Annotated in this window: 22 protein-coding genes, 2 tRNA genes and 2 rRNA genes; 19 read left to right on the top strand and 7 right to left on the bottom strand. The window is 34.2% G+C overall.

Annotated elements, in window-relative coordinates:
- From BN999_RS12405 to tsaD, 9 genes are all read left to right on the top strand, one after another.
- Positions 1 to 87, top strand: a 23S ribosomal RNA gene (locus tag BN999_RS12405); the annotation flags it as partial.
- Between the two features lie 103 nt (positions 88 to 190).
- A 5S ribosomal RNA gene (gene rrf, locus BN999_RS12400) occupies positions 191 to 306 on the top strand.
- 184 nt (positions 307 to 490) lie between these two features.
- Positions 491 to 567 (top strand) — tRNA-Met (locus BN999_RS12395).
- A gap of 5 nt (positions 568 to 572) precedes the next feature.
- Positions 573 to 649: transfer RNA gene (locus BN999_RS12390), tRNA-Asp, on the top strand.
- Positions 650 to 784: 135 nt separating this feature from the next.
- The gene (gene thiL, locus BN999_RS12385) at positions 785 to 1,750 is read left to right on the top strand and encodes a thiamine-phosphate kinase (RefSeq protein ID WP_096271791.1); all 966 of its coding nucleotides are present in this window, start codon (positions 785 to 787) and stop codon (positions 1,748 to 1,750) included.
- A gap of 4 nt (positions 1,751 to 1,754) precedes the next feature.
- Positions 1,755 to 2,210, top strand: coding sequence for a tRNA (adenosine(37)-N6)-threonylcarbamoyltransferase complex ATPase subunit type 1 TsaE (tsaE, locus tag BN999_RS12380; protein ID WP_096271789.1), 456 nt, complete (start codon positions 1,755 to 1,757; stop codon positions 2,208 to 2,210).
- A gap of 26 nt (positions 2,211 to 2,236) precedes the next feature.
- Positions 2,237 to 2,941 carry a tRNA (adenosine(37)-N6)-threonylcarbamoyltransferase complex dimerization subunit type 1 TsaB gene (tsaB, locus tag BN999_RS12375; protein WP_096271787.1) on the top strand — a complete coding sequence of 235 codons (705 nt, stop codon included), beginning with the start codon at positions 2,237 to 2,239 and terminating at the stop codon, positions 2,939 to 2,941.
- Positions 2,934 to 3,383 carry a ribosomal protein S18-alanine N-acetyltransferase gene (rimI, locus tag BN999_RS12370; RefSeq protein WP_096271785.1) on the top strand — a complete coding sequence of 150 codons (450 nt, stop codon included), beginning with the start codon at positions 2,934 to 2,936 and terminating at the stop codon, positions 3,381 to 3,383. Before tsaB ends, rimI begins: the two co-directional genes overlap by 8 nt.
- On the top strand, positions 3,380 to 4,387 hold the full coding sequence (tsaD, locus tag BN999_RS12365; RefSeq protein WP_096271783.1) for a tRNA (adenosine(37)-N6)-threonylcarbamoyltransferase complex transferase subunit TsaD: 1,008 nt from the start codon (positions 3,380 to 3,382) through the stop codon (positions 4,385 to 4,387). Before rimI ends, tsaD begins: the two co-directional genes overlap by 4 nt.
- 258 nt (positions 4,388 to 4,645) lie before the next feature.
- On the opposite strand, the gene abc-f is transcribed toward tsaD, so the two are convergent.
- Positions 4,646 to 6,568: a ribosomal protection-like ABC-F family protein gene (abc-f, locus tag BN999_RS12360; protein WP_096271781.1), complete on the bottom strand. Its 1,923-nt coding sequence runs from the start codon at positions 6,566 to 6,568 to the stop codon at positions 4,646 to 4,648.
- Positions 6,569 to 6,754: 186 nt separating this feature from the next.
- On the opposite strand from abc-f, the gene BN999_RS12355 reads away from it, so the two are divergent.
- The gene (locus BN999_RS12355) at positions 6,755 to 7,402 is read left to right on the top strand and encodes a redox-sensing transcriptional repressor Rex (protein WP_096271779.1); all 648 of its coding nucleotides are present in this window, start codon (positions 6,755 to 6,757) and stop codon (positions 7,400 to 7,402) included.
- 41 nt (positions 7,403 to 7,443) lie between these two features.
- Here BN999_RS12355 and BN999_RS12350 read toward each other — a convergent pair whose 3' ends face one another.
- Complete coding sequence (locus BN999_RS12350) at positions 7,444 to 7,644, bottom strand: YdiK family protein (RefSeq protein ID WP_096271777.1); 201 nt, start codon at positions 7,642 to 7,644, stop codon at positions 7,444 to 7,446.
- Between the two features lie 6 nt (positions 7,645 to 7,650).
- Entirely contained in the window at positions 7,651 to 8,364 is a 714-nt protein-coding gene (locus BN999_RS12345; protein WP_096271775.1) for a CPBP family intramembrane glutamic endopeptidase, read from the bottom strand.
- A gap of 248 nt (positions 8,365 to 8,612) precedes the next feature.
- Between BN999_RS12345 and groES the strand changes: the two genes are divergently transcribed.
- From groES to BN999_RS12325, 3 genes are all read left to right on the top strand, one after another.
- On the top strand, positions 8,613 to 8,897 hold the full coding sequence (gene groES, locus BN999_RS12340; RefSeq protein ID WP_096271773.1) for a co-chaperone GroES: 285 nt from the start codon (positions 8,613 to 8,615) through the stop codon (positions 8,895 to 8,897).
- Positions 8,898 to 8,940: 43 nt separating this feature from the next.
- On the top strand, positions 8,941 to 10,566 hold the full coding sequence (gene groL, locus BN999_RS12335; RefSeq protein WP_096271772.1) for a chaperonin GroEL: 1,626 nt from the start codon (positions 8,941 to 8,943) through the stop codon (positions 10,564 to 10,566).
- Between the two features lie 594 nt (positions 10,567 to 11,160).
- Positions 11,161 to 11,487, top strand: coding sequence for a hypothetical protein (locus BN999_RS12325; protein WP_096271769.1), 327 nt, complete (start codon positions 11,161 to 11,163; stop codon positions 11,485 to 11,487).
- A gap of 271 nt (positions 11,488 to 11,758) precedes the next feature.
- Here BN999_RS12325 and BN999_RS12320 read toward each other — a convergent pair whose 3' ends face one another.
- The 4 genes from BN999_RS12320 to BN999_RS12305 all read right to left on the bottom strand — a co-directional run bounded on the left by BN999_RS12320 (position 11,759) and on the right by BN999_RS12305 (position 15,053).
- Positions 11,759 to 12,463, bottom strand: coding sequence for a hypothetical protein (locus BN999_RS12320; RefSeq protein WP_096271767.1), 705 nt, complete (start codon positions 12,461 to 12,463; stop codon positions 11,759 to 11,761).
- Between the two features lie 272 nt (positions 12,464 to 12,735).
- A complete protein-coding gene (locus BN999_RS12315; RefSeq protein WP_096271765.1) occupies positions 12,736 to 12,921 on the bottom strand; it encodes an antitoxin VbhA family protein in 186 nt (61 codons plus the stop codon).
- A gap of 113 nt (positions 12,922 to 13,034) precedes the next feature.
- Positions 13,035 to 14,237, bottom strand: coding sequence for a tyrosine-type recombinase/integrase (locus tag BN999_RS12310; RefSeq protein WP_096271764.1), 1,203 nt, complete (start codon positions 14,235 to 14,237; stop codon positions 13,035 to 13,037).
- Positions 14,238 to 14,267: 30 nt separating this feature from the next.
- Positions 14,268 to 15,053 (bottom strand): helix-turn-helix domain-containing protein, encoded by a 786-nt coding sequence (locus tag BN999_RS12305; RefSeq protein ID WP_096271762.1) that lies wholly within the window; start codon positions 15,051 to 15,053, stop codon positions 14,268 to 14,270.
- Positions 15,054 to 15,201: 148 nt separating this feature from the next.
- Here BN999_RS12305 and BN999_RS12300 point away from each other — a divergent pair, with 148 nt between their 5' ends.
- From BN999_RS12300 to mobQ, 6 genes are all read left to right on the top strand, one after another.
- Complete coding sequence (locus BN999_RS12300) at positions 15,202 to 15,387, top strand: helix-turn-helix domain-containing protein (RefSeq protein WP_096271760.1); 186 nt, start codon at positions 15,202 to 15,204, stop codon at positions 15,385 to 15,387.
- A gap of 12 nt (positions 15,388 to 15,399) precedes the next feature.
- Complete coding sequence (locus tag BN999_RS12295) at positions 15,400 to 15,720, top strand: helix-turn-helix domain-containing protein (protein WP_176481968.1); 321 nt, start codon at positions 15,400 to 15,402, stop codon at positions 15,718 to 15,720.
- Positions 15,721 to 15,785: 65 nt separating this feature from the next.
- Positions 15,786 to 16,682: a hypothetical protein gene (locus BN999_RS12290; protein ID WP_096271758.1), complete on the top strand. Its 897-nt coding sequence runs from the start codon at positions 15,786 to 15,788 to the stop codon at positions 16,680 to 16,682.
- Between the two features lie 84 nt (positions 16,683 to 16,766).
- Positions 16,767 to 17,285 (top strand): hypothetical protein, encoded by a 519-nt coding sequence (locus BN999_RS12285; RefSeq protein ID WP_217988478.1) that lies wholly within the window; start codon positions 16,767 to 16,769, stop codon positions 17,283 to 17,285.
- A gap of 20 nt (positions 17,286 to 17,305) precedes the next feature.
- A complete protein-coding gene (locus tag BN999_RS21050; RefSeq protein ID WP_255247458.1) occupies positions 17,306 to 17,437 on the top strand; it encodes a hypothetical protein in 132 nt (43 codons plus the stop codon).
- A 422-nt stretch (positions 17,438 to 17,859) separates the two neighbouring features.
- On the top strand, positions 17,860 to 19,875 hold the full coding sequence (gene mobQ, locus BN999_RS12280; RefSeq protein ID WP_096271754.1) for a MobQ family relaxase: 2,016 nt from the start codon (positions 17,860 to 17,862) through the stop codon (positions 19,873 to 19,875).
- The last annotated feature ends 123 nt before the right edge of the window (positions 19,876 to 19,998 follow it).

Below are 19,998 nucleotides of genomic sequence, written 5' to 3'. Positions count from 1 at the left end.
TTAGAGACTATGAGGTTGATAGGTCCGAGGTGGAAGCGTGGTGACACGTGGAGCTGACGGATACTAATAGATCGAGGACTTAACTAACTTTTTGATTCGTTGTTTACTCTTATTTAGTTTTTAGGGTTACAAATCCTAAAATACTTGCATTTCTTCTAGGAAATGCATATAATATTCTTGTTATGAATTGTCTGGTGATGAAGGCGAGAAGGTCACACCTGTTCCCATACCGAACACAGCAGTTAAGCTTCTCAGCGCCGATGGTAGTTGGGGCATTGCCCCTGTGAGAGTAGGACGTTGCCAGGCGATTCATATAAGTTTACTTTTTATTACCGCGGGGTGGAGCAACGAGCATTAACTTCTACCGAATCCGCTACGAGTAACCTCGAAGCATGCACTTCTTTGAATAATCTAGAAGATGCAGAGGTCAGAAACAAACTCCATGCACTATATATAAGGTGCATAAGGAAAACAGAATACTTTTTATTACCGCGGGGTGGAGCAGTCTGGTAGCTCGTCGGGCTCATAACCCGAAGGTCGTAGGTTCAAATCCTGCCCCCGCAACCAAATTTGGTCCGGTAGTTCAGTTGGTTAGAATGCCTGCCTGTCACGCAGGAGGTCGCGGGTTCGAGTCCCGTCCGGACCGCCATTAAATTTAATAATACATAATCAGACATGATTTCTTTAGGAAATCATGTTTTTTGTTATTTTAAGTGCGGAAAATAGTATCTAATTCTTCTTTTTGCTATCATTGATATAGCGTAAGGAAAGTATGGTGAGCGGTATGGATGAATTTTCATTTATTGATTCAATTAAGCAAACATATTACAGGCAATCTTCACTTATCAAAGGTATAGGGGATGATGCTGCTGTGTTTCGGGCACAAGATCTGGACCTAGTGACAGCAAAAGATATGTTTGTGGAGAATGTTCATTTTGCAAAACATACCATGCAACCATTCCATATTGGATACAAGGCACTTGCTGCAAACCTAAGTGATTTGGCTGCAATGGGTGCCAAGCCTCTCTTTTATCTAGTTGGTATATCTATATCAGATGGTTGGTCAGCAACCGATATTAATGAGATTTTTCAAGGAATGAAGGAATTAGCAGATACATATAAGATAGATCTAATTGGAGGAGACACTGTCTCAGGTAATGAATTGGTAATTTCCATTACAGTGATTGGTCATACTAATAAGGTTAGATATAGAAGTTTGGCTAAAGAAGATGATATTATCTTTGTGACGGGAACCCTAGGGGATTCTCAGGCTGGATTGCATATTCTGAACAACGGTGGAACTTATGTTGATAAAGATTATTATGTGAACCGACACCAAATGCCAATACCAAGAATCGAATTTTCTCAGAGACTACATAACATTTCTAGACTTGCTTTAAACGATATTAGTGATGGTATTGCAAGTGAAGCAAATGAAATTGCTCAAGCTTCTCAACTATCCATCATAATTTATGAGGACAAATTACCAGTTCATCCTAGTTACAACCAATTTGATACTGAGCTACAACATAAATGGAAACTATTTGGTGGGGAGGACTTCGAACTTCTTGGTACTGTTGCAAAGAATGATTGGGATGAAGTACAACAGGTTGCTAGGAGTCTGGAGGTTCAAATTACAGAGATAGGTTATGTAAGTTGTGATCACCCAGTTGGACAAGTTTTCCTCCAAAGGAAAAATGAAAAATTACAACGATTAGAGAAAAAGGGATATAACCACTTGAGTAGGTGATATTATGGGAAAGAATCGGATAGAAACAAATTCGGAAGAACAGACAAAATTATTAGCGGAGAAGATTGCTACCTTACTTAAACCAGGAGATGTTTTAACATTAGAGGGTGACTTAGGTGCAGGGAAAACCACATTTACAAAAGGAATAGCCACAGGACTTGGAATTAGTAGGACGTTAAGTAGTCCTACCTTTACAATAGTTAAAGAATATGAAGGAACCATCCCTCTTTATCATATGGATGTATACCGGTTAGAAGGTTCAGACGAAGATATTGGTTTTGATGAGTACTTTCATGGGAATGGTATTGCTGTAGTTGAATGGGCACAATTTATAGAAGATTATTTGCCTCTTGAGCGTTTAAATATTACGATTAACTATTTGGATGAAGAGTCAAGAGTAATTGAGTTTGAACCTATTGGCGACCATTTTGAAAAGGTTGTAAAAGAAATAACAGGATAGATTTGTTTGGAGAAGGAGTTACATAGATGCACATACTCGCCATAGACACTTCAAATCAAGCATTAGGTGTCGCGTTATTAAGGGATAATGAAATAGTAGGAGAAATCGTAACTAACATAGCTAAAAACCATTCTATTAGATTAATGCCTGCGATTGATTATCTAATGAAGGAAGTAAATATTACGCCAGAGCAGTTAGATAAAATTGTTGTTGCAAAGGGACCGGGTTCCTATACAGGAGTAAGAATCGGATTAACTACTGCTAAAACATTAGCATGGTCTTTACAGATACCCATCGTTGGGGTATCGAGCCTGGAAGCATTAGCATACCGGGCTACGTTTTCAAGTGCCCTTATTTGTCCATTCTTCGATGCTAGAAGAGGTTTAGTGTATACTGGTTTATATGAAATGAAGGACGGTAAATTAGAACTCGTAGAAGAAGAGAGAAACATACTGTTTACTGAATGGCTTGAACACCTTGTAGATAAAAAGAAACAAGTTGTATTCTTAAGTCCGGATATAAAGAAACATGCAGAACTAATCAAGTCAAAGTTAGGTGAACGAGGAGAAATACCAGAAATGGCATATCATATTGCCAAACCATCTGATCTAGTGTTGGCGGCTATTAATAAGCAGATTGATGAAACACATTCATTGACACCCAATTACTTACGTCTTGCCGAAGCAGAAGTTAATTGGTTAAAGAATCAAAAGGAAAAACAAAATGGCTGAATTAACAATTCGTAAGATGGAATTAAATGATATAAACCAGGTAATGTTTGTTGAAATTGCTTCCTTCACCTCTCCATGGACCGAAGAAATTTTTAAGCAGGAACTAATAGAGAATCATCATGCTCATTACTATATTATGACATTAGATGAAAAGGTAATTGGTTATGTTGGCATGTGGATAGTCTTTGATGATGCACAGATCACTAATATTGCGATATTACCTGGGTATAGAGGACAGAAGCTAGGAGAAAAGTTGTTTCGATTTGCTATGCAAAAAGCTGTTAGTTTAGGGGTAACACGATTATCTTTAGAAGTTCGGGTAACAAATGTGGTTGCACAGAAAATGTATCGTAAGTTTGGCCTTGTTCCCGGAGGTATTCGAAAAAATTATTATACGGACAATCACGAAGATGCGATTGTAATGTGGGTGAATTTAATATGAGTGATATTTATATACTTGGAATAGAAACAAGCTGTGATGAGACAGCTGTTGCAATAATAAAGAATGGAAGAGAAACGATTTCCAATGTGGTTGCTTCTCAAATTGAGAGCCATAAACGTTTTGGAGGAGTTGTTCCAGAGATTGCTTCAAGGCATCATGTTGAACAAATTACTCTAGTATTAGAAGAGGCTTTTAAAGAGTCAGAATTAAGTTGGGATGACATTGATGCTATTGCGGTAACGGAAGGTCCAGGCTTAGTTGGTGCCCTACTAATTGGGGTCAACGCGGCAAAAGCACTAGCGTTTGCAAAAAACAAGCCATTAGTTGGTGTACACCATATAGCTGGGCATATTTATGCAAATCGGTTAGAAGAGGAATTTCAATTTCCATTACTTGCTTTAATAGTTTCTGGTGGCCATACAGAGCTCGTCTTGATGAGAGGGCATGGTCAGTATGAAGTAATAGGTGAAACACGTGATGATGCTGCTGGTGAAGCGTATGATAAGGTTGCTAGGATGTTAAATCTTCCATATCCAGGTGGCCCCCATATCGACCGGTTAGCAGCTATTGGTGAGGAAACTATTGATTTTCCACGAGCATGGTTAGAAGAGGACAGTTTTGATTTTAGTTTTAGTGGATTAAAGTCAGCAGTTATTAACAAAATCCACAATGCTAAACAAAAAGGAGAAAGTTTAAAAGAAGAAGATATTGCTGCAAGTTTTCAGAGCAGTGTCATTGATGTGTTAGTTACCAAAACGGTAAAAGCAGCACAGCAATATCAAGTAAAACAGGTTATTGTAGCTGGTGGTGTTGCTGCAAATAAAGGATTAAGACAAGAGTTAGAAGCTAAGTTTAAAGAGACCGATATCCCACTGCTAATACCGCCATTAAAGCTATGTACTGACAATGCTGCGATGATTGCTGCAGCAGGAACAATTAACTTTGAACAAGGAAGAAGATCCGGACTAGATTTAAATGCAAATCCATCATTATTATTAAGATAAAGGATATCCACAAGCATGTGGATATTTTTTTGTGGTTACTTTTATTTAGCTATTTACTCTGTTGATAAAATATGTGTATAACTTTTAGGCACCTTGTGGATAATGTGTATAACTTTGTTGATAACAAGTATTTCGAGGGTTTTATAGTGGATAACTTCTGTGGATATTAATTACTAACACTTGTAATAAAACTCCGTTAAAAAAGGATCTTAACAACTATAAAAAAATAGCAGGTTGACTAAATCAACCTGCCATAATTTATTCTTCTTGTAAAAGTGTCCATTCTTCCATTAACTTCTCAATATCCTGTTTCACTTCATTCGTCTTATTCGTATATTCTAATGCCTTTTCATGGTTTTCATATACTTCGGGTTCTGTCATTTTTTCTTCAAGTAACGCTAGTTCTTCTTCTAGAGTCTCAATTTCTTTTTCTAACTTGGTGATTTGACGTTCACGTTTTCTCTTCTCACTTTGACGTTTTTTCTCTTCTTTAAAGTCTAACTTTTTATCGTTCGCTTCTTTGGAGATTTTCTCTTCTGCCTGTAGACGCTCTAATTCTGCTTCTTCCTGTTTTTTGTCTAAATAGTAGTCATAGTCACCTAAGTATACAGTAGCTCCATCTTTCTGCATTTCAACTACTTTATCCGCAATCTTGTTAATAAAATATCGGTCATGAGAAACAAAGATGATTGTCCCAGGAAAATCCACAAGTGCAGCTTCTAGTATTTCTTTACTGTCGATATCAAGATGGTTAGTAGGCTCATCGAGTATTAATAGGTTTGCTTTTTGCATACGAAGTTTTGCAAGTGCTACACGGGCCTTTTCTCCACCACTAAGGGATTGTACTGGCTTTAGCACATCATCACCGGAAAATAAAAAGTTACCCAGTACAGTACGAATATCTTTTTCATTTACGTGAGGATATTCATCCCAAAGCTCATTTAATACGGTCTTATGGGAACTGAGATTTGCTTGCTCCTGGTCATAGTAACCAATTTGAACATTAGTTCCGAGCTGAATGGTACCCTCAGAAGGTTTTAGTTTTCCTAGGATATTCTTAAGTAGGGTAGTTTTACCAACTCCATTAGGACCAACTAATGCAATACTTTCTCCACGAGATACATGGATGGAGAGGTCTTTAAAAATTGGTTCAGACTCGTCTTCATAGCGGAAGGAGAGGTCATCAATTTTTAATACATCATTACCAGTCCGTTTCGTAATCTCAAACGTAATTGATGCAGAAGATTCATCTCCCAAGGGTTTATCCATCTGGTCCATTTTCTCTAGTTGTTTTCTTCTACTTTGCGCCCGCTTCGTTGTGGAAGCTCGTACAATATTTTTTTGAATGAATTCTTCTAGTTTCTTTATTTCCGTCTGCTGTTTATCGAATTCTTTCATCTCTTGCTCATAGTTTAGAGCTTTTTGATGAAGAAATTCACTATAGGATCCATGATATTTCTTTGTTCGATGTCTAGAAACTTCATAGACAATCGAAACCGTTTTATCAAGAAAATAACGGTCATGGGAAACAATAACTACTGCACCAGGATAGGACGATAAGTATTTCTCCAGCCACGATAGTGTGTCTATATCTAAATGGTTAGTAGGCTCATCCAGAATAAGTAAGTTTGGCTTTTTAAGTAATAGTTTACCTAAAGCAAGACGGGTTTTCTGACCACCACTTAACTCATTAATAGGAGTTGAGTCGTCATAGTCTAAAAAGTTAAGTCCGGCAAGAACTGCTTTAATTTCAGACTCATAACTATACCCACCATTTGTTTCGAATTCCTGTTGTAAACGATCATATTCTGATAATAGTTTTGTTTGCTCTTTAGGACCTAGTAGGTTTACATCAGCCATTTTAGCTTCCATATTCCGTATCTTTTTCTCTTGTTGAATCAAATCCGTGAAAACCTCTAGCATCTCATTCCAAATGGTATTGTTAGACTCTAAACCAGTATGTTGGGAAAGATAGCCTAGAGTAAGATCCTTTGGTTTTATTAATTCACCTGAATCATAAGTCATTTCACCGGCCATAATCTTTAATAATGTTGATTTTCCAGCACCATTACGGCCAACAATAGCAACTCTATCTTTATCTTTTATTTCTATTTTAATATTCGCGAGAATCTCTTCAGCCCCGAAGGATTTCGTTATATCGTTTAATTGCATGATTATCATATTTGTCACCTCTAGTAGCTTCAGTTTATCTAAACTTTAAGTTTCGGGCAATATAATTGTGAATATGTGAAAAATATCACGACTTATTTTGAAAAATTTGTTAAAATAGAATTAATGAAGAAATTGTACCGTTCATAAGATGGTTCTTCTTAGACATACTAGGATTGATCGTAAGGAGGAAATCAGTTGGAACAAAATAAAATTCCACAGGCTACTGCAAAGAGACTCCCGTTATATTACCGATTTTTAAATAATCTACAAATGCAGGGAAAAACACGTGTTTCTTCGAAGGAACTAAGTGAAGCTGTTAAAGTAGACTCAGCTACTATTAGAAGAGACTTTTCTTACTTCGGTGCTCTTGGTAAGAAGGGCTATGGATATAATGTTGAATATTTATTAGGTTTTTTTAGAAAGACACTAGATCAGGATGAACTTACCGATGTGGCATTAATTGGGGTAGGTAATCTAGGAACGGCGTTTTTAAACTATAATTTTACTAAGAATAACAATACAAAGATTGTGTTAGCCTTTGATGCTGATCCCAATAAGGCAGGGAAAGAGATTGGCGGAGTGCCAGTCTATCATATTGATGACTTAGAAGAGAAGTTAGGTAATGTAAAGGTTGCAATTCTGACTATTCCGGCGACAGAAGCAGACCGAATAACAGAACGATTAGTTTCAAAAGGTATTAAAGGAATTCTAAACTTTACACCAGCTCGAATTTCTGTTCCTGACGATGTTCGGGTCCATCATATTGATTTAGCAATTGAATTACAAGCATTAGTTTATTTCTTAAAGCATTATCCATTAGATACGAAGGAAGAGGTTCTTTAAGCCTCAGCTAATAAATAAAGAAGGGGTGCACATTATTAGTGCTACCCCTTCTTTATTTTCTTAATTTTATAATGTAATCGCATATACCGAATACCAGCTACAAAATCTAATGTTGCAACTAGAGCTAGTAAAATGGTAATGAAGTTCCAAACGGTTTCATCCGCGTTCTGAATAGCTACGTATATAAATAGAATTCCCATGGAAAAATAGATGAGGGCCATGGTTCTAGCTGTGATTCTCATAACTTATTAACCTCCGATTAGAATCATTTGTACTTGATTCCATTGTTGCTGGATTTTTTCTATATCTTCAGGGGTCAAGGAAAACTGAACGATGACAGAAATCGAGTTTAGTGTCATATGCACAATGATCGGAACAAGGATTTTTTTTGTTTTTACATACAAAAAGGCAAACACAAAACCCATGGATGCATAGATTAAAATGTGCTCAGGCTCACCATGTATAATCCCGAAAATTAATGCGGATAGTAGTGCTGCGACGAAGAAGTTAGTACGTTTATACAAAGAACCAAAGATAATTTTACGAAAGATAACTTCTTCTAGAACAGGTGCTATTATTGCTGGAACAATTGCAAATAGCGGAATGGTCCGCGTAATATTCATAATACCTTGCGTATTTTCAGAACCGATTTGGATTCCAAACACGTTAGTTTCGATCATAGTGGCGATGGCTTGTGCAAAGTAAGCCATGAATACCCCTACAATGGACCAAATGACAATATCACTTGTTATCCAGCTACTTCTTGTCTGTGCCAGTTTCATATCGGGCCTCATTAAGATTAAAACAATAATTAATCCAATTGTAAAACTAAATATAGAAAAATAGATAGCAGCTTCTATTTCATGCTCCGGGAAAGTTTGTTTAAGTAATGGTAACAAGAGTGGTGTAGATAGTTGCATGATAATATAGGATATAATGACCCACCAGTAACGATTAGGCAAGAGTTTTCAGCTCCTTGTAGTCTTCGTAGTTAAACATAATGAAGTAAAAATCGATTCCTGTGTATTTTATCATATTCAAGCTGTACATTATAATAGAATCAACTTGGCCAAGAAAAAATAAAAAATACATAACACAATACTTGCAAAACGGAGTGAAATTATTTATTATAATAATTGGAATTAGCACTCAAGATAAGAGAGTGCTAACAAACAAAAAATAATGGAAAAGAATTAAGGAGGTTTTCTTCATGATTAGACCACTAGGAGATCGTGTAGTTATCGAGCTTGTTGAACAAGAAGAAAAAACAGCAAGCGGAATTGTACTTCCAGACTCTGCAAAAGAAAAGCCACAAGAAGGAAGAATTGTTGCGGTTGGTACTGGCCGTGTAACAGATAGTGGAGAAAGAGTTGCACTAGAAGTTTCAGAAGGGGATCGTATTATCTTCTCAAAATTTGCTGGAACTGAAGTGAAGTACGATGGAAAAGAATACTTAATTCTACGTGAAAGTGATATTTTAGCTGTAGTTCAATAATAAATACTTAAGATAATAAATCTTTATTAGGAGGGCATTTCAAGTGGCTAAAGAAATTAAATTTAGTGAAGACGCACGTGGCGCAATGCTACGTGGAGTAGATACATTAGCAAATGCTGTAAAAGTAACATTAGGACCTAAAGGTCGTAACGTTGTTTTAGATAAAAAGTTTGGTTCACCTTTAATTACAAACGATGGTGTTACCATTGCAAAAGAAATCGAACTAGAAGATCAATTCGAGAATATGGGTGCTAAGCTTGTATCCGAAGTAGCTTCTAAAACGAATGACGTTGCAGGTGATGGTACAACAACTGCTACTGTTCTTGCACAGGCTATGATTCGTGAAGGTTTGAAAAACGTTACAGCTGGGGCAAATCCAGTTGGAATCCGTCGTGGAATTGAAAAAGCAGTAACAACTGCTGTAGAAGAACTACATGCAATTTCAAAACCAGTTGAAAACAAAGAATCCATTGCACAAGTTGCAGCTATCTCTGCTGGTGATGATGAAGTTGGTAAATTAATCGCTGAAGCAATGGAACGTGTTGGTAACGATGGTGTTATCACAATTGAAGAATCAAAAGGATTTACAACAGAACTTGAAGTTGTAGAAGGTATGCAATTTGACCGTGGATATGCTTCCCCTTACATGGTAACAGACCAAGATAAAATGGAAGCAGTTCTAGAAAATCCATATATTCTTATTACAGATAAGAAAATCTCAAATATCCAAGAAATCTTACCAGTATTAGAACAAGTTGTTCAACAAGGTAAACCATTATTACTAATTGCTGAAGATGTTGAAGGTGAAGCACTTGCTACACTAGTACTAAACAAACTACGTGGATCATTTAATGCAGTTGCTGTAAAAGCTCCTGGATTCGGTGACCGTCGTAAAGCAATGCTTGAAGACATTGCAGTACTAACTGGTGGTCAAGTAATCACGGAAGATCTTGGATTAGAGCTTAAGAGCGCATCTATTGAACAATTAGGTACTGCTTCTAAAGTGGTTGTAACAAAAGAACATACAACAATTGTTGAAGGAGCAGGAAATCCTGAAGCAATCTCTAGCCGTGTATCTCAAATTCGTGCACAAGCAGAAGAGACTACTTCTGAATTCGATAAAGAAAAATTACAAGAACGTCTTGCTAAATTAGCTGGCGGTGTAGCAGTAATCAAAGTTGGTGCAGCTACTGAAACAGAACTAAAAGAACGTAAACTACGTATCGAAGACGCATTAAACTCTACTCGTGCTGCAGTTGAAGAAGGTATCGTAGCTGGTGGTGGTACTGCACTAGTGAACGTATACAGTAAAGTTGCTGGTCTTTCTCTTGAAGGCGACGAAGCAACAGGTGCTAAAATTGTACTTCGCGCATTAGAAGAGCCAGTACGTCAAATCGCTGAAAACGCTGGACTAGAAGGTTCTGTAGTTGTAGAACGTCTAAAAGGTGAAGCTGTTGGTCTTGGATTCAACGCTGCAACTGGCGAATGGGTAAACATGGTGGAATCTGGTATCACAGATCCAGTTAAAGTTACTCGTTCTGCATTACAAAACGCTGCATCAGTAGCTGCTATGTTCTTAACTACAGAAGCGGTAGTTGCTGACATTCCTGAAGAGAATGCTGGTGGCGGCGGAATGCCTGATATGGGTGGAATGGGCGGTATGATGTAATAAGGGTTTAAAACCTTATTATACCAACGTTCAAAATCGAATATTTTAAAAATGCTCATGTTTTTGCTCATGATTTACAACTGAAAAATATTGAATGGTGTTTCCAACTAAGTAAACAACTTGTTGGAAGCACTTTTTTTATGGAGGTATTATGTATTATTGAACATGAAAGCTTTGAATTAGATTCTGAAAAAATTCACTTGACATGCAGTAATTCTGCAAATCCCGTATTATTTTATTGTTTTTTGCTTGATTTCAGGAAAATTTATACACAATCATGTTCTAATAACGAGATAATTCCATATTTCCATAAAAACTTTCCAAGTTTTCAATCAAGTGAATTTGCTATGATAAAGAAAAAAGGGGTGAACAAATATTGGAGAGTACTGTATGCTGTTTAAGTTATTGTCAGAAGGAAGAGTATGCCATGAATTTATGTAGGGAACATTACCATGATTTTTTATTTAATGACAGGCTGTGAAGTTCCACCAAACCAGCTGAATATTATTTAGACAAATACATTAAAAGGAAGGAAAAGGAAAGCGCGGGCCAAATTTAAAGCAAGATACGATAAACCAATACATTACTATACCAATGGCTATAAAAGTCTTTGAACAAGACAAAAAGGAATTTCAGAAGTTTAAGATTGGAATCCTTTATCTGGATTTGCATGATAACCTTATTGAACAATTAAAGAATGACTTCCTAGAACTAAAAATGAAAATGTATTCCCAACACCATTTAGATGTGAAGTACATGGGTAAACATGACAACAAGGAACGATACAGTATAAACAATACGGAAATCGTAGAGTATACTCCTGCGGAACTAAAAGAACTGACTAGTAGCATGATGGAAGAATACATTTATAAAGACAAGACTAGGATATTTAAACGAAAAGAACGGGTATATCCAAACTAGTGAGGAATTAGCAGTAAGAAGCAAAACCCGCAAATACATTAATACGAGAACCTGTAAATATAGTTTTCTGTATAAATGTATTACGGGTAGTGCCCCCCCAAAAACTGTTTTAATGGTAGTAGATTAAGATTTAAGCTTATGGTATAATTCAATCATAGTGGTGTATGAAAGGGGTTTCCCCCTTTCCTACGGGTGATGGTTTACTAATCTTTCTTCTCTCCTAAAGAAGAAAGAAAATAAAAAAGTCATGGAAACCATGACTTTTTTTATTTTATTTCCTAGAAGAAATACCACCTGTTGAAGTTTCATATCCATTATTTCCAACAAGAGTGTTAAGCGTTAAAGTGCCGCCACCAGCAATTCCTCCTACTAAAGAGTAAACAACTTTATATTGACTATGAGCATAATGGGTTGAAGTTTCATATCTTGCCGATATACTTACTTTTTCTGATTCTAATCTTCCACCAATAATAGAAGCACTTCCAGAATATGCTCTTGTGATAACATCATTATTTTTACCCTTTTTAATAGTAGCATCTGTATAATAACTAGAGTTTATTATCCCCGCATACCAATATGTTTTAATTTCATATGTTCCGGGTGAACGCTCTTTAAATTTATTCAATCCAACATCTCCGACACTGTCACCTTCATAACTTACTATTTCGCTACCAAAAATAATTCTTGAACCATCTGAAAATACAAGAGTTGTTGATTCATTCATTGGTGTACTTTGACTTATCTCTAATGCCTTTTCTATATTTTCTGGTTTCATAGAGTCTATCGTTTCGCCATTTTTAATTTTATCTAATAATTTTTGTTGCGTTTTAAAATCAATTCCCAGCTCATTAAAGGATTCTAGTATTTCGTTTTCATATTGACTTACAATGTCTGCTGTTGAATTACTTTCAGCCGATACAGATGCCCCCATGATTGTGAGCATAACAATTAATGTTAAAGCTATAATTTTTTTCAAATCAATCTCCCCCAATACATGTTATACCCATTAATTCTACATATGGTAAAAATATCCTTCTTTTTCATTGAATTATTTCGAATTTTTTTAAAATATTTTTCTGGTATTTTAAATTTATTAATTTATAATAATTAATAAAAGAAAGAAATAGGATTAGAGGTGAATAACATTCTTATAGAAATGGTGCCTTTTATAGCGTTAGGATTTATAATCACTTTTGTAGTGCTAGCTATTCGTCGTCGTAGTAATAAACAAAAAAAGTCATAAGGGATTTATGACTTTTTTTGTTTATATTTATTTATCAACGATTCTATATCACGTTTTCCAGTTGATAAATCCTTAATGATTCGTTCATCTTCAGGAGTAAATTGGAATCCTTCTATTTCTGCTGATGCTTTCGCTAGTTGCCACGCTTTTTCTAATCGTTCAGGATCTGTTATTGGTTTTCCTCTAGTCATTAATACCACTCTCCATTTCAATTAACCCTAATGACCTAGTAAATGTTAATGTATCAAGTGGTTAACCAGTTAACCTTAGTTAACCATTGAAAGTCTTTATAATGGGTTAGACTTTATTCATCATCCTTATCATCACTATTAGTTGGATTGATTTTATAGGAAAGTTCCTTCATTAAGCTACTAAATTTACTTGAAGCTTCCTTTTTAAAGTTCTTTGTCATATGTGCGTATATATCCATTGTGGTATTTATATCACTATGTCCCAGTCGCTCTTGAATTTCTTTTATATGCACATTTGCCTCAATAAGTAATGAAGTATGGGTATGTCTAAAGGAATGAGGTGTAACATGTTTTTCAATGGAGGTCTTTTTTAATATTCTATTCATTCTTATTGAAACATGCTTTATTGTTTTCGGATACCCTTCGTTTGTAGCAAATATAAAATTATTATCCATGTAAAATGGATTGTCTGTTTTTATTAAATTTTGTTCTTCCTTGTGCTTCAGTAGTAGATCAATTAATAATGGGTCAATCGTAATTGTTCTTATTGAGCTTTCTGTTTTGGGTGTTAAAAGCTTGTACTTAACTTTGTTATTAGTAGGATTGTAATATGTTTTGTATATTCGTAGTGTATGATTTTCAAAATCAATATCTTGCCATTTTAAGGCTATTAATTCTCCTATGCGCATTCCTGTATATGCCAACATTGTAAAAACTAATAAATCCCCCTCTAAACCCTCATTGTCTGTGTGAGTAAGGAATTCTACTAGCTCTTCCTTTTCTAAAAATTTCTCGTGAATAAATTGATCCTTTTCTAAATCTGAAACGGTTACTTTAGGTTTAGGGATTTTAATATCTTTAGTGGGGATGTCTTTAATTAACTTGAATTGAGATGCATATTCAAAAACCATGTTGGCAGAAGTATTTATGCTTGAAACATAGTTGTAACTAAACTTAGTTGAAAGTTGATCTATGGTGTCCTGATATGCTTTTTTAGTAATCCTTTGAATAGGTAGTTGACCAAATTCGTTCAGTATATGTTTTAAAGCAATTTTCCTAGCCCTTAAACTACTTTCTTTTGCATCTTGACTATAATGTCTAAGCCAATCATTATAAACTTCTGAAAAAAGCATTTTAGATGGTTGGATATATTCCCCTTTATGGAACTCTCTTTCGAATAAAGAGGCAGCTAGCTGTGCATCTTTTTTAGTTAAAAATCCTGATTTAGTCTTTTGTTTGTCTTTGCCGGTAATAGGGTCTTTACCAGCATACGCAACATATGCCCATTTCTTTCCTCGTTTATAAATACGTGCCATTATATCACCCTCATGTTACTTTTATAAAATTTAACTTTTATCGAGTAAGAGATCAATTAACTGAATCACCCTTTTCCTATCTTTATCACTAAGAAGTTTACTGTCAAAATAAAGATCATTGTAGTCGCTTAACAAATTAAGAAGGTCATTATTTTTAGGATAAGTTAATCTTGGGTAATGATCTGATATTAGACTAGGGAGGTCAAGTCCTTCAACATTCCCCCATAATGTGAATTTTAATTCAGAAAGTTCACTAGTATTTTTTGCACTCATTAAAGTTTGAGTCCTTCTGATACTTATAGGAGGAAGATCAACCTCATGGTTTAGATATTTTAACAAGTCTTTTTTACCATAACAGGTTCCGAACTTATCTAGAATGGGTAAATTACTGGGTCCATGATTTTCAAGATCTATTATTTCATTAGTGGTTAACTGGGTTTCGTGTGCTATTTCAGTGAGTGTTTTCTTTGATTCAATTCTAAGGGATAACATATAAAATTTGCCGGGTGAAGAATAGAAAATACTTGTAAGTATATTGTTATAAGAAACCCTAATAGAATTATTTCTTATATCATTTAAGAACTCATTATAATCTCCATTATCCATCCTTAACCTAAAGAGAGATTCTTCTACAGGTACCCCTAAAACTGCATATATACCTTCAATTAAATCCATGTTGGCCTTCATCTTACTATTCTCTACATTCGAGATATATCCGTGTGTAAGGCTTAACTTTTCAGCTAATTCTTTTAAGGTTAATTTGCTTTCTTTCCTTCTTTTTTTTAAATAATCCCCAAAATAATTGTAATAAATCACTGATTATCACCCACTTCTATTAGTTATACATTTATAACATATCATGCAATAAAAAAGTTGACAACAATAACAACAACATGTAATGTTATATTTGTAACATTTATTAAGTCCATAAATATACATTAATAACATTATAGGAGGTTGCGAATTGACAGCTAAGGAAGTAAAGAGGTTGATAAATTCTGTTGGTTTAAAACAGTGGCATGTGGCAGAATTCTATGGCATCAGTGAAGGAAACTTTAGCAGATTATTAAGAAAGGATCCTACAGAAGAAGTTTATTCAAAGATACTTAAAGCTATTGATAAAGCAGAAAAAGTATATGGTCCAAAATAAGGAGGGGACGATTTGATTAATATTGAGGTAGATGAAAAAACAATTAATACGATGCTTGAAAAGGCTATTAATGACAGAGTTGATGAAGTTGTTAAAAGTAAATATTTTTTATCTTATAACGAATTGGCAGAGTACCTTAATATCAGTAAACCTATTATTGAGGATCGTTTAATAAAAAATGGACTTAGATACTATAAAGTTGGGAGTAAATATTTATTTAAAAAGGATGAGGTGGACAATTTCTTAGATGAAGTAACTGCTAATATGGATTCCACTAATAATAATTTGAAATTTTTCAATAGAGTGAAGGGATATGCTAGTGGGAAGTTATAGATTTTGAAATTCTATGTGAAAGGCGGTGCAAAATTCTGAAACCAAAAATTCCATCTGGATATATTATGATTGCTAGACAAATTGTTGATAGTGAAATATGGTACAAGCCTCCTATGTATATAAAGGTGTGGTTATATTTATTAACTAAAGCACAACACACACAATATAAAGGATTAAAAAGAGGTCAGCTTTACACAAGCATTCCAGAGATTATAGATGCGTGTAGTTGGTATGTAGGGTTTCGAAAAGAAAAGCCGGAAAAGGATCAAATTTTTCGTATTTTAAATTGGATGCGAAAAAGTCATGAACAGACTAATGAAAAAGATACGAAATCTACTATGATTACAACCACGAAAGCAACGCATGGCTTATTAATAACCATTGATAATTACGACCTTTATCAAAGCCCACAAAGTTATGAAAGCAACGGTGAAGGTAACAATGAAGGTAATAAGAAAGTAATAGGAAAGCAACGAGAACACAATAATACAAACAAGAATGATGATAATGATAAAAAGGATAATAATGATTATATTAATCTTATTTTTAATCTTTATCAGTCCAAAAAAATTATTATCCATAAAAGGTTAACTCAATCTATGAAGTCAGAAATAATTGCTAGATTAAAAGAATATAGCCCTAAAGAGTTAATGAGGGTAATTGAAAATTATTCAGCAGTTTACTTTAGTGATATACACTACTTTAAACATAAATATAATTTAGCAGATTTAATGAAAGATGAAGCAGTTAGAAAGTTTATTGATGAATCAGATCCCTTGAACAACTTCAGCAAAAACTCTAATAAAGGTAATAATTATTTTAAAGCAAATCAATCAGAAGTTGTGCCTGATTGGTTTAAAAATCGAAAGAGTGCCAATAATCTACCCGAAAAAACACAAGAAGAATTAGATAAAGAGAGAGAAGAAATAGCTGAAATCCTAGCTGAATTTAAAAAAAATTAAGGTCGGTGTGAGGTGAGGGTTATATATAAACAAAGTTTACAAAGTAAATTAATAGATTCTTTTAGAACAATTACTCCTGAATCAATGGTTAAAGAGTTTCTCAAAAACGAAAGAAAAGAAAATATTAATATCGAGCATATAAAAACCATTAATAGTATGCGAAGGATGGGGCTAAAGGATGAAATTATTAATGTCATTTTAAATTACTTGCTTTTAAAAGAACTTCCATTAGAAAATGGAGATGACTTGGCAATTAGTTTGCAAAAAGAAGAAATAAAAACTGCTTTTTTAGCTATGGAATGGCTAAAGAAATTAGTTGTTGTGGAAAAACCTGAAAAAGCATGGCAACAAGCTAAGGACACAAATGAAATAGAAATGGCTGATATGAAAATAACTTCTAAACAAATGAAATATAGAGATTTAGGGACATTGTATTGCATTAAAGATATTGATTTATATGTATTTTGTTTATCTAACTATTCATGGTCATTAACAACCAAAAGCAAAGAAGATATAGACGCCTTTATGAAATGGGATAACAACTTTCAGTATGATAAAGAGAATTTGATTCAAGAAATGAAAAAAATGATGGACCAATTTTGAACTAAAGGGGATTGTTATAAATGACTGAAATAAAAGTGAAGCACTTGATAGCAGATCTAATGCAATATGTTCAATTAGCCACAAAAAGTGAAAAGAACGTGTTTACGGGGGATTACATCAAAGATGTGAATAATCCGCATTGGAGAGATTGAAAAGGCGTTGGCGGCTCTTAAACACGAATTGACGAAGCACAATCTAAATGACTGGTAACAAAAAAGCCATAGTAATCTATGACTTTTCATGTATTCTTCTGTCGCAAGGAAGAAAAGGATTGGTACATGATAGGAAAGGGGAATAGCCCTTTCCTATCACTATTTTGATAGAGCTAAATTAATATAGATACTCCAATACATTCTAACACAATACGGCTAAATTATATAGAAGGGTAAAATGTATATATTGAAACAATTTGTTGGTAAAAGTCAGTCCTTATTGCAGGCCCTAATCATCATAGTGCCCATTTACACACCTTTATAAAAGGTGTTGATGGGTGAAAGATTATGAGCTTAATAATCTTTCAAAACGTTAGCTTACGCTAATAACCTAGCGGGAGTAAAAAAGGAGGGAGAAATACATGAGTACATTTTATTTAAGTGTTAGCCCTATTAGTAGAAAAAAAGGACAATCAGCAGTTGCTAGTGCAGCATATAGAAGTGGTGAAAATTTATACTCCGAGCTTGATATGGAGACTAAATCATATAGGAAAAGAACTATTGCACCTGAGACATTTATTTTTGCACCAAAACATGCACCGGAATGGGTTTATAATCGTGAAAAATTATGGAACGAAGTTGAGTGGATTGAAAAAAATGCAAACAGTCGATTGGCAAGAGAGGTCAGAGTTGCTTTACCAATAGAATTGGGTTATAAAACTCAAAGAAAAATGCTAGAGGAATTTGTACAAGATAATTTTGTGAATGATGGAATGGTAGCAGATGTCTCAATACATAGAGATGTTGAACATAATCCACATGCTCATATCATGCTGACAATTAGACCATTTGACGAGAATGGTGAGTGGATCAAACAAAAATCTAAAAAGGAGTACATTCTAGATAAAGAAGGAAATTTTGTTTACAACAAAAAGGGAAATAAGAAAACCAGAAAGATAGATTTAATTGGATGGGATGGCAACGATAAGGTCATAACTTGGAGAAAAAACTTTGCTGAAAAGGTAAATGAATATTATAAAAAGTTTAACGTAAATGAGAGAGTGTCCCATGAAAGTTATGAAAAACAAGGATTAGAAAAAATTCCTAAGTATCGGTTAACAAGATCTGAATACAAATTTGAACAAAGGGAAAAAGAAAAAGCTGAACAATTTGGAATAGAATATGTCCCCAAATCACATTTCGCAAAAGAAAACCAGAACATTGAAAAAGTAAATCATGAATTAGAAGGGCTAAGTAAAAACATAAGTAGTCTTGAGGAAATCCGTGAAACAATTAGGGTAGCAACTATAGAAGAGCTTAGAAGTCTACGTAAAAACTCACAGCTGTCGAAGGAGGATTTGGATTCACTTAAAGTTATTGCTAGAAGGGCGCAAGGGCATGTCGATTTTTCAATAGCAAAAGATAATCTAAAACGATTAGATTATTGGAAGTTAAAATTATCTAATGAAAAGCTAGAAATTACTTCTATAGGAAAAACCTTGAAAAAAGCAAAATTTGTATATAAAGATAAGCCACAAGATGTATTATTGTATGGATTCATACCAAATAAATTTGAAGAACAATTCTCTTTAAGACAACAAGAATATGCAACTAAAGTTGAAGATTATAACAAAAAAGTTCACGCTTATAATGAAATAAATAAACATTCTAAACGAGCTTATGTAATCCAACAATCATTTACAAATGAGGAATTTAGATTCTTGTACCCTGATTTTGCAGATGTACTAAGTAATAATGATAAAGCAATGGCTTTAAAATCATCTTATGTAGATAAGTTTACTAAAGAAGGAGTATTAAGAATTGATATTCCTGAACTAGAAAATAACTTAGAAAAATATTCAGATTCATACGTAAAAGCTGAACAGTTATTGAAGGATTGGAAAGACAATGTAAATAGTCTAGTAATCTTAGAAAGGACTAAGATTAAACAACAAAAAGAATACGCTGAATACTTCAAAGGTTGGGATGCAGAAAAAGTCTTTAATTCTTCTGTTAAATACGCTAATACAAAAGAACAAATTCGGGCTAGAGAATCTAATAAAAATGATTTATCTATAAAGATTGATAATCACTTGAAAGTTCTTTATCCAAGTGTTAATGATAATACATTATCAAAGCTTCCATCAAAATCTAAGGCTAGAATTCTGGAATTATGTATTAATGGTAGAAATACAGGTGAATTTTCTAAGAATCTTAGAATTGGTGAGAAAGATGTACGAGCAGACTTGCAACAGTCACCAAAGTCTTATAGCAATAATGACCATGTTAATGCTTCTAAGGCAACTGGTGATATATTTAGTGCAATAATCAATACAACTGCTCAAAAGAACGAAAAAAATGTAAATCTTTCGAAGTATAAGGACAAGAAAAGAAGAAAGGCAAGAAAACATAACTTTATTAGAGAAAATGAATTGTAATAATATGTATATATCTGAAAGTCGCATTATCTATCTTAATGCAAAAGAGAAGGAGGGAACACTAGTTCTGTTTGGTGTGTTTATTTTTGGGAAATGTGTTATGATAGATTAAGAAAAATAGTA

Source organism: Paucisalibacillus globulus, from assembly GCF_900184735.1.
Taxonomy (GTDB): domain Bacteria; phylum Bacillota; class Bacilli; order Bacillales; family Amphibacillaceae; genus Ornithinibacillus; species Ornithinibacillus globulus_B.
Note: the sequence above shows the minus strand (reverse complement) of the source record. Positions and strands in the feature narration are given on the sequence as shown.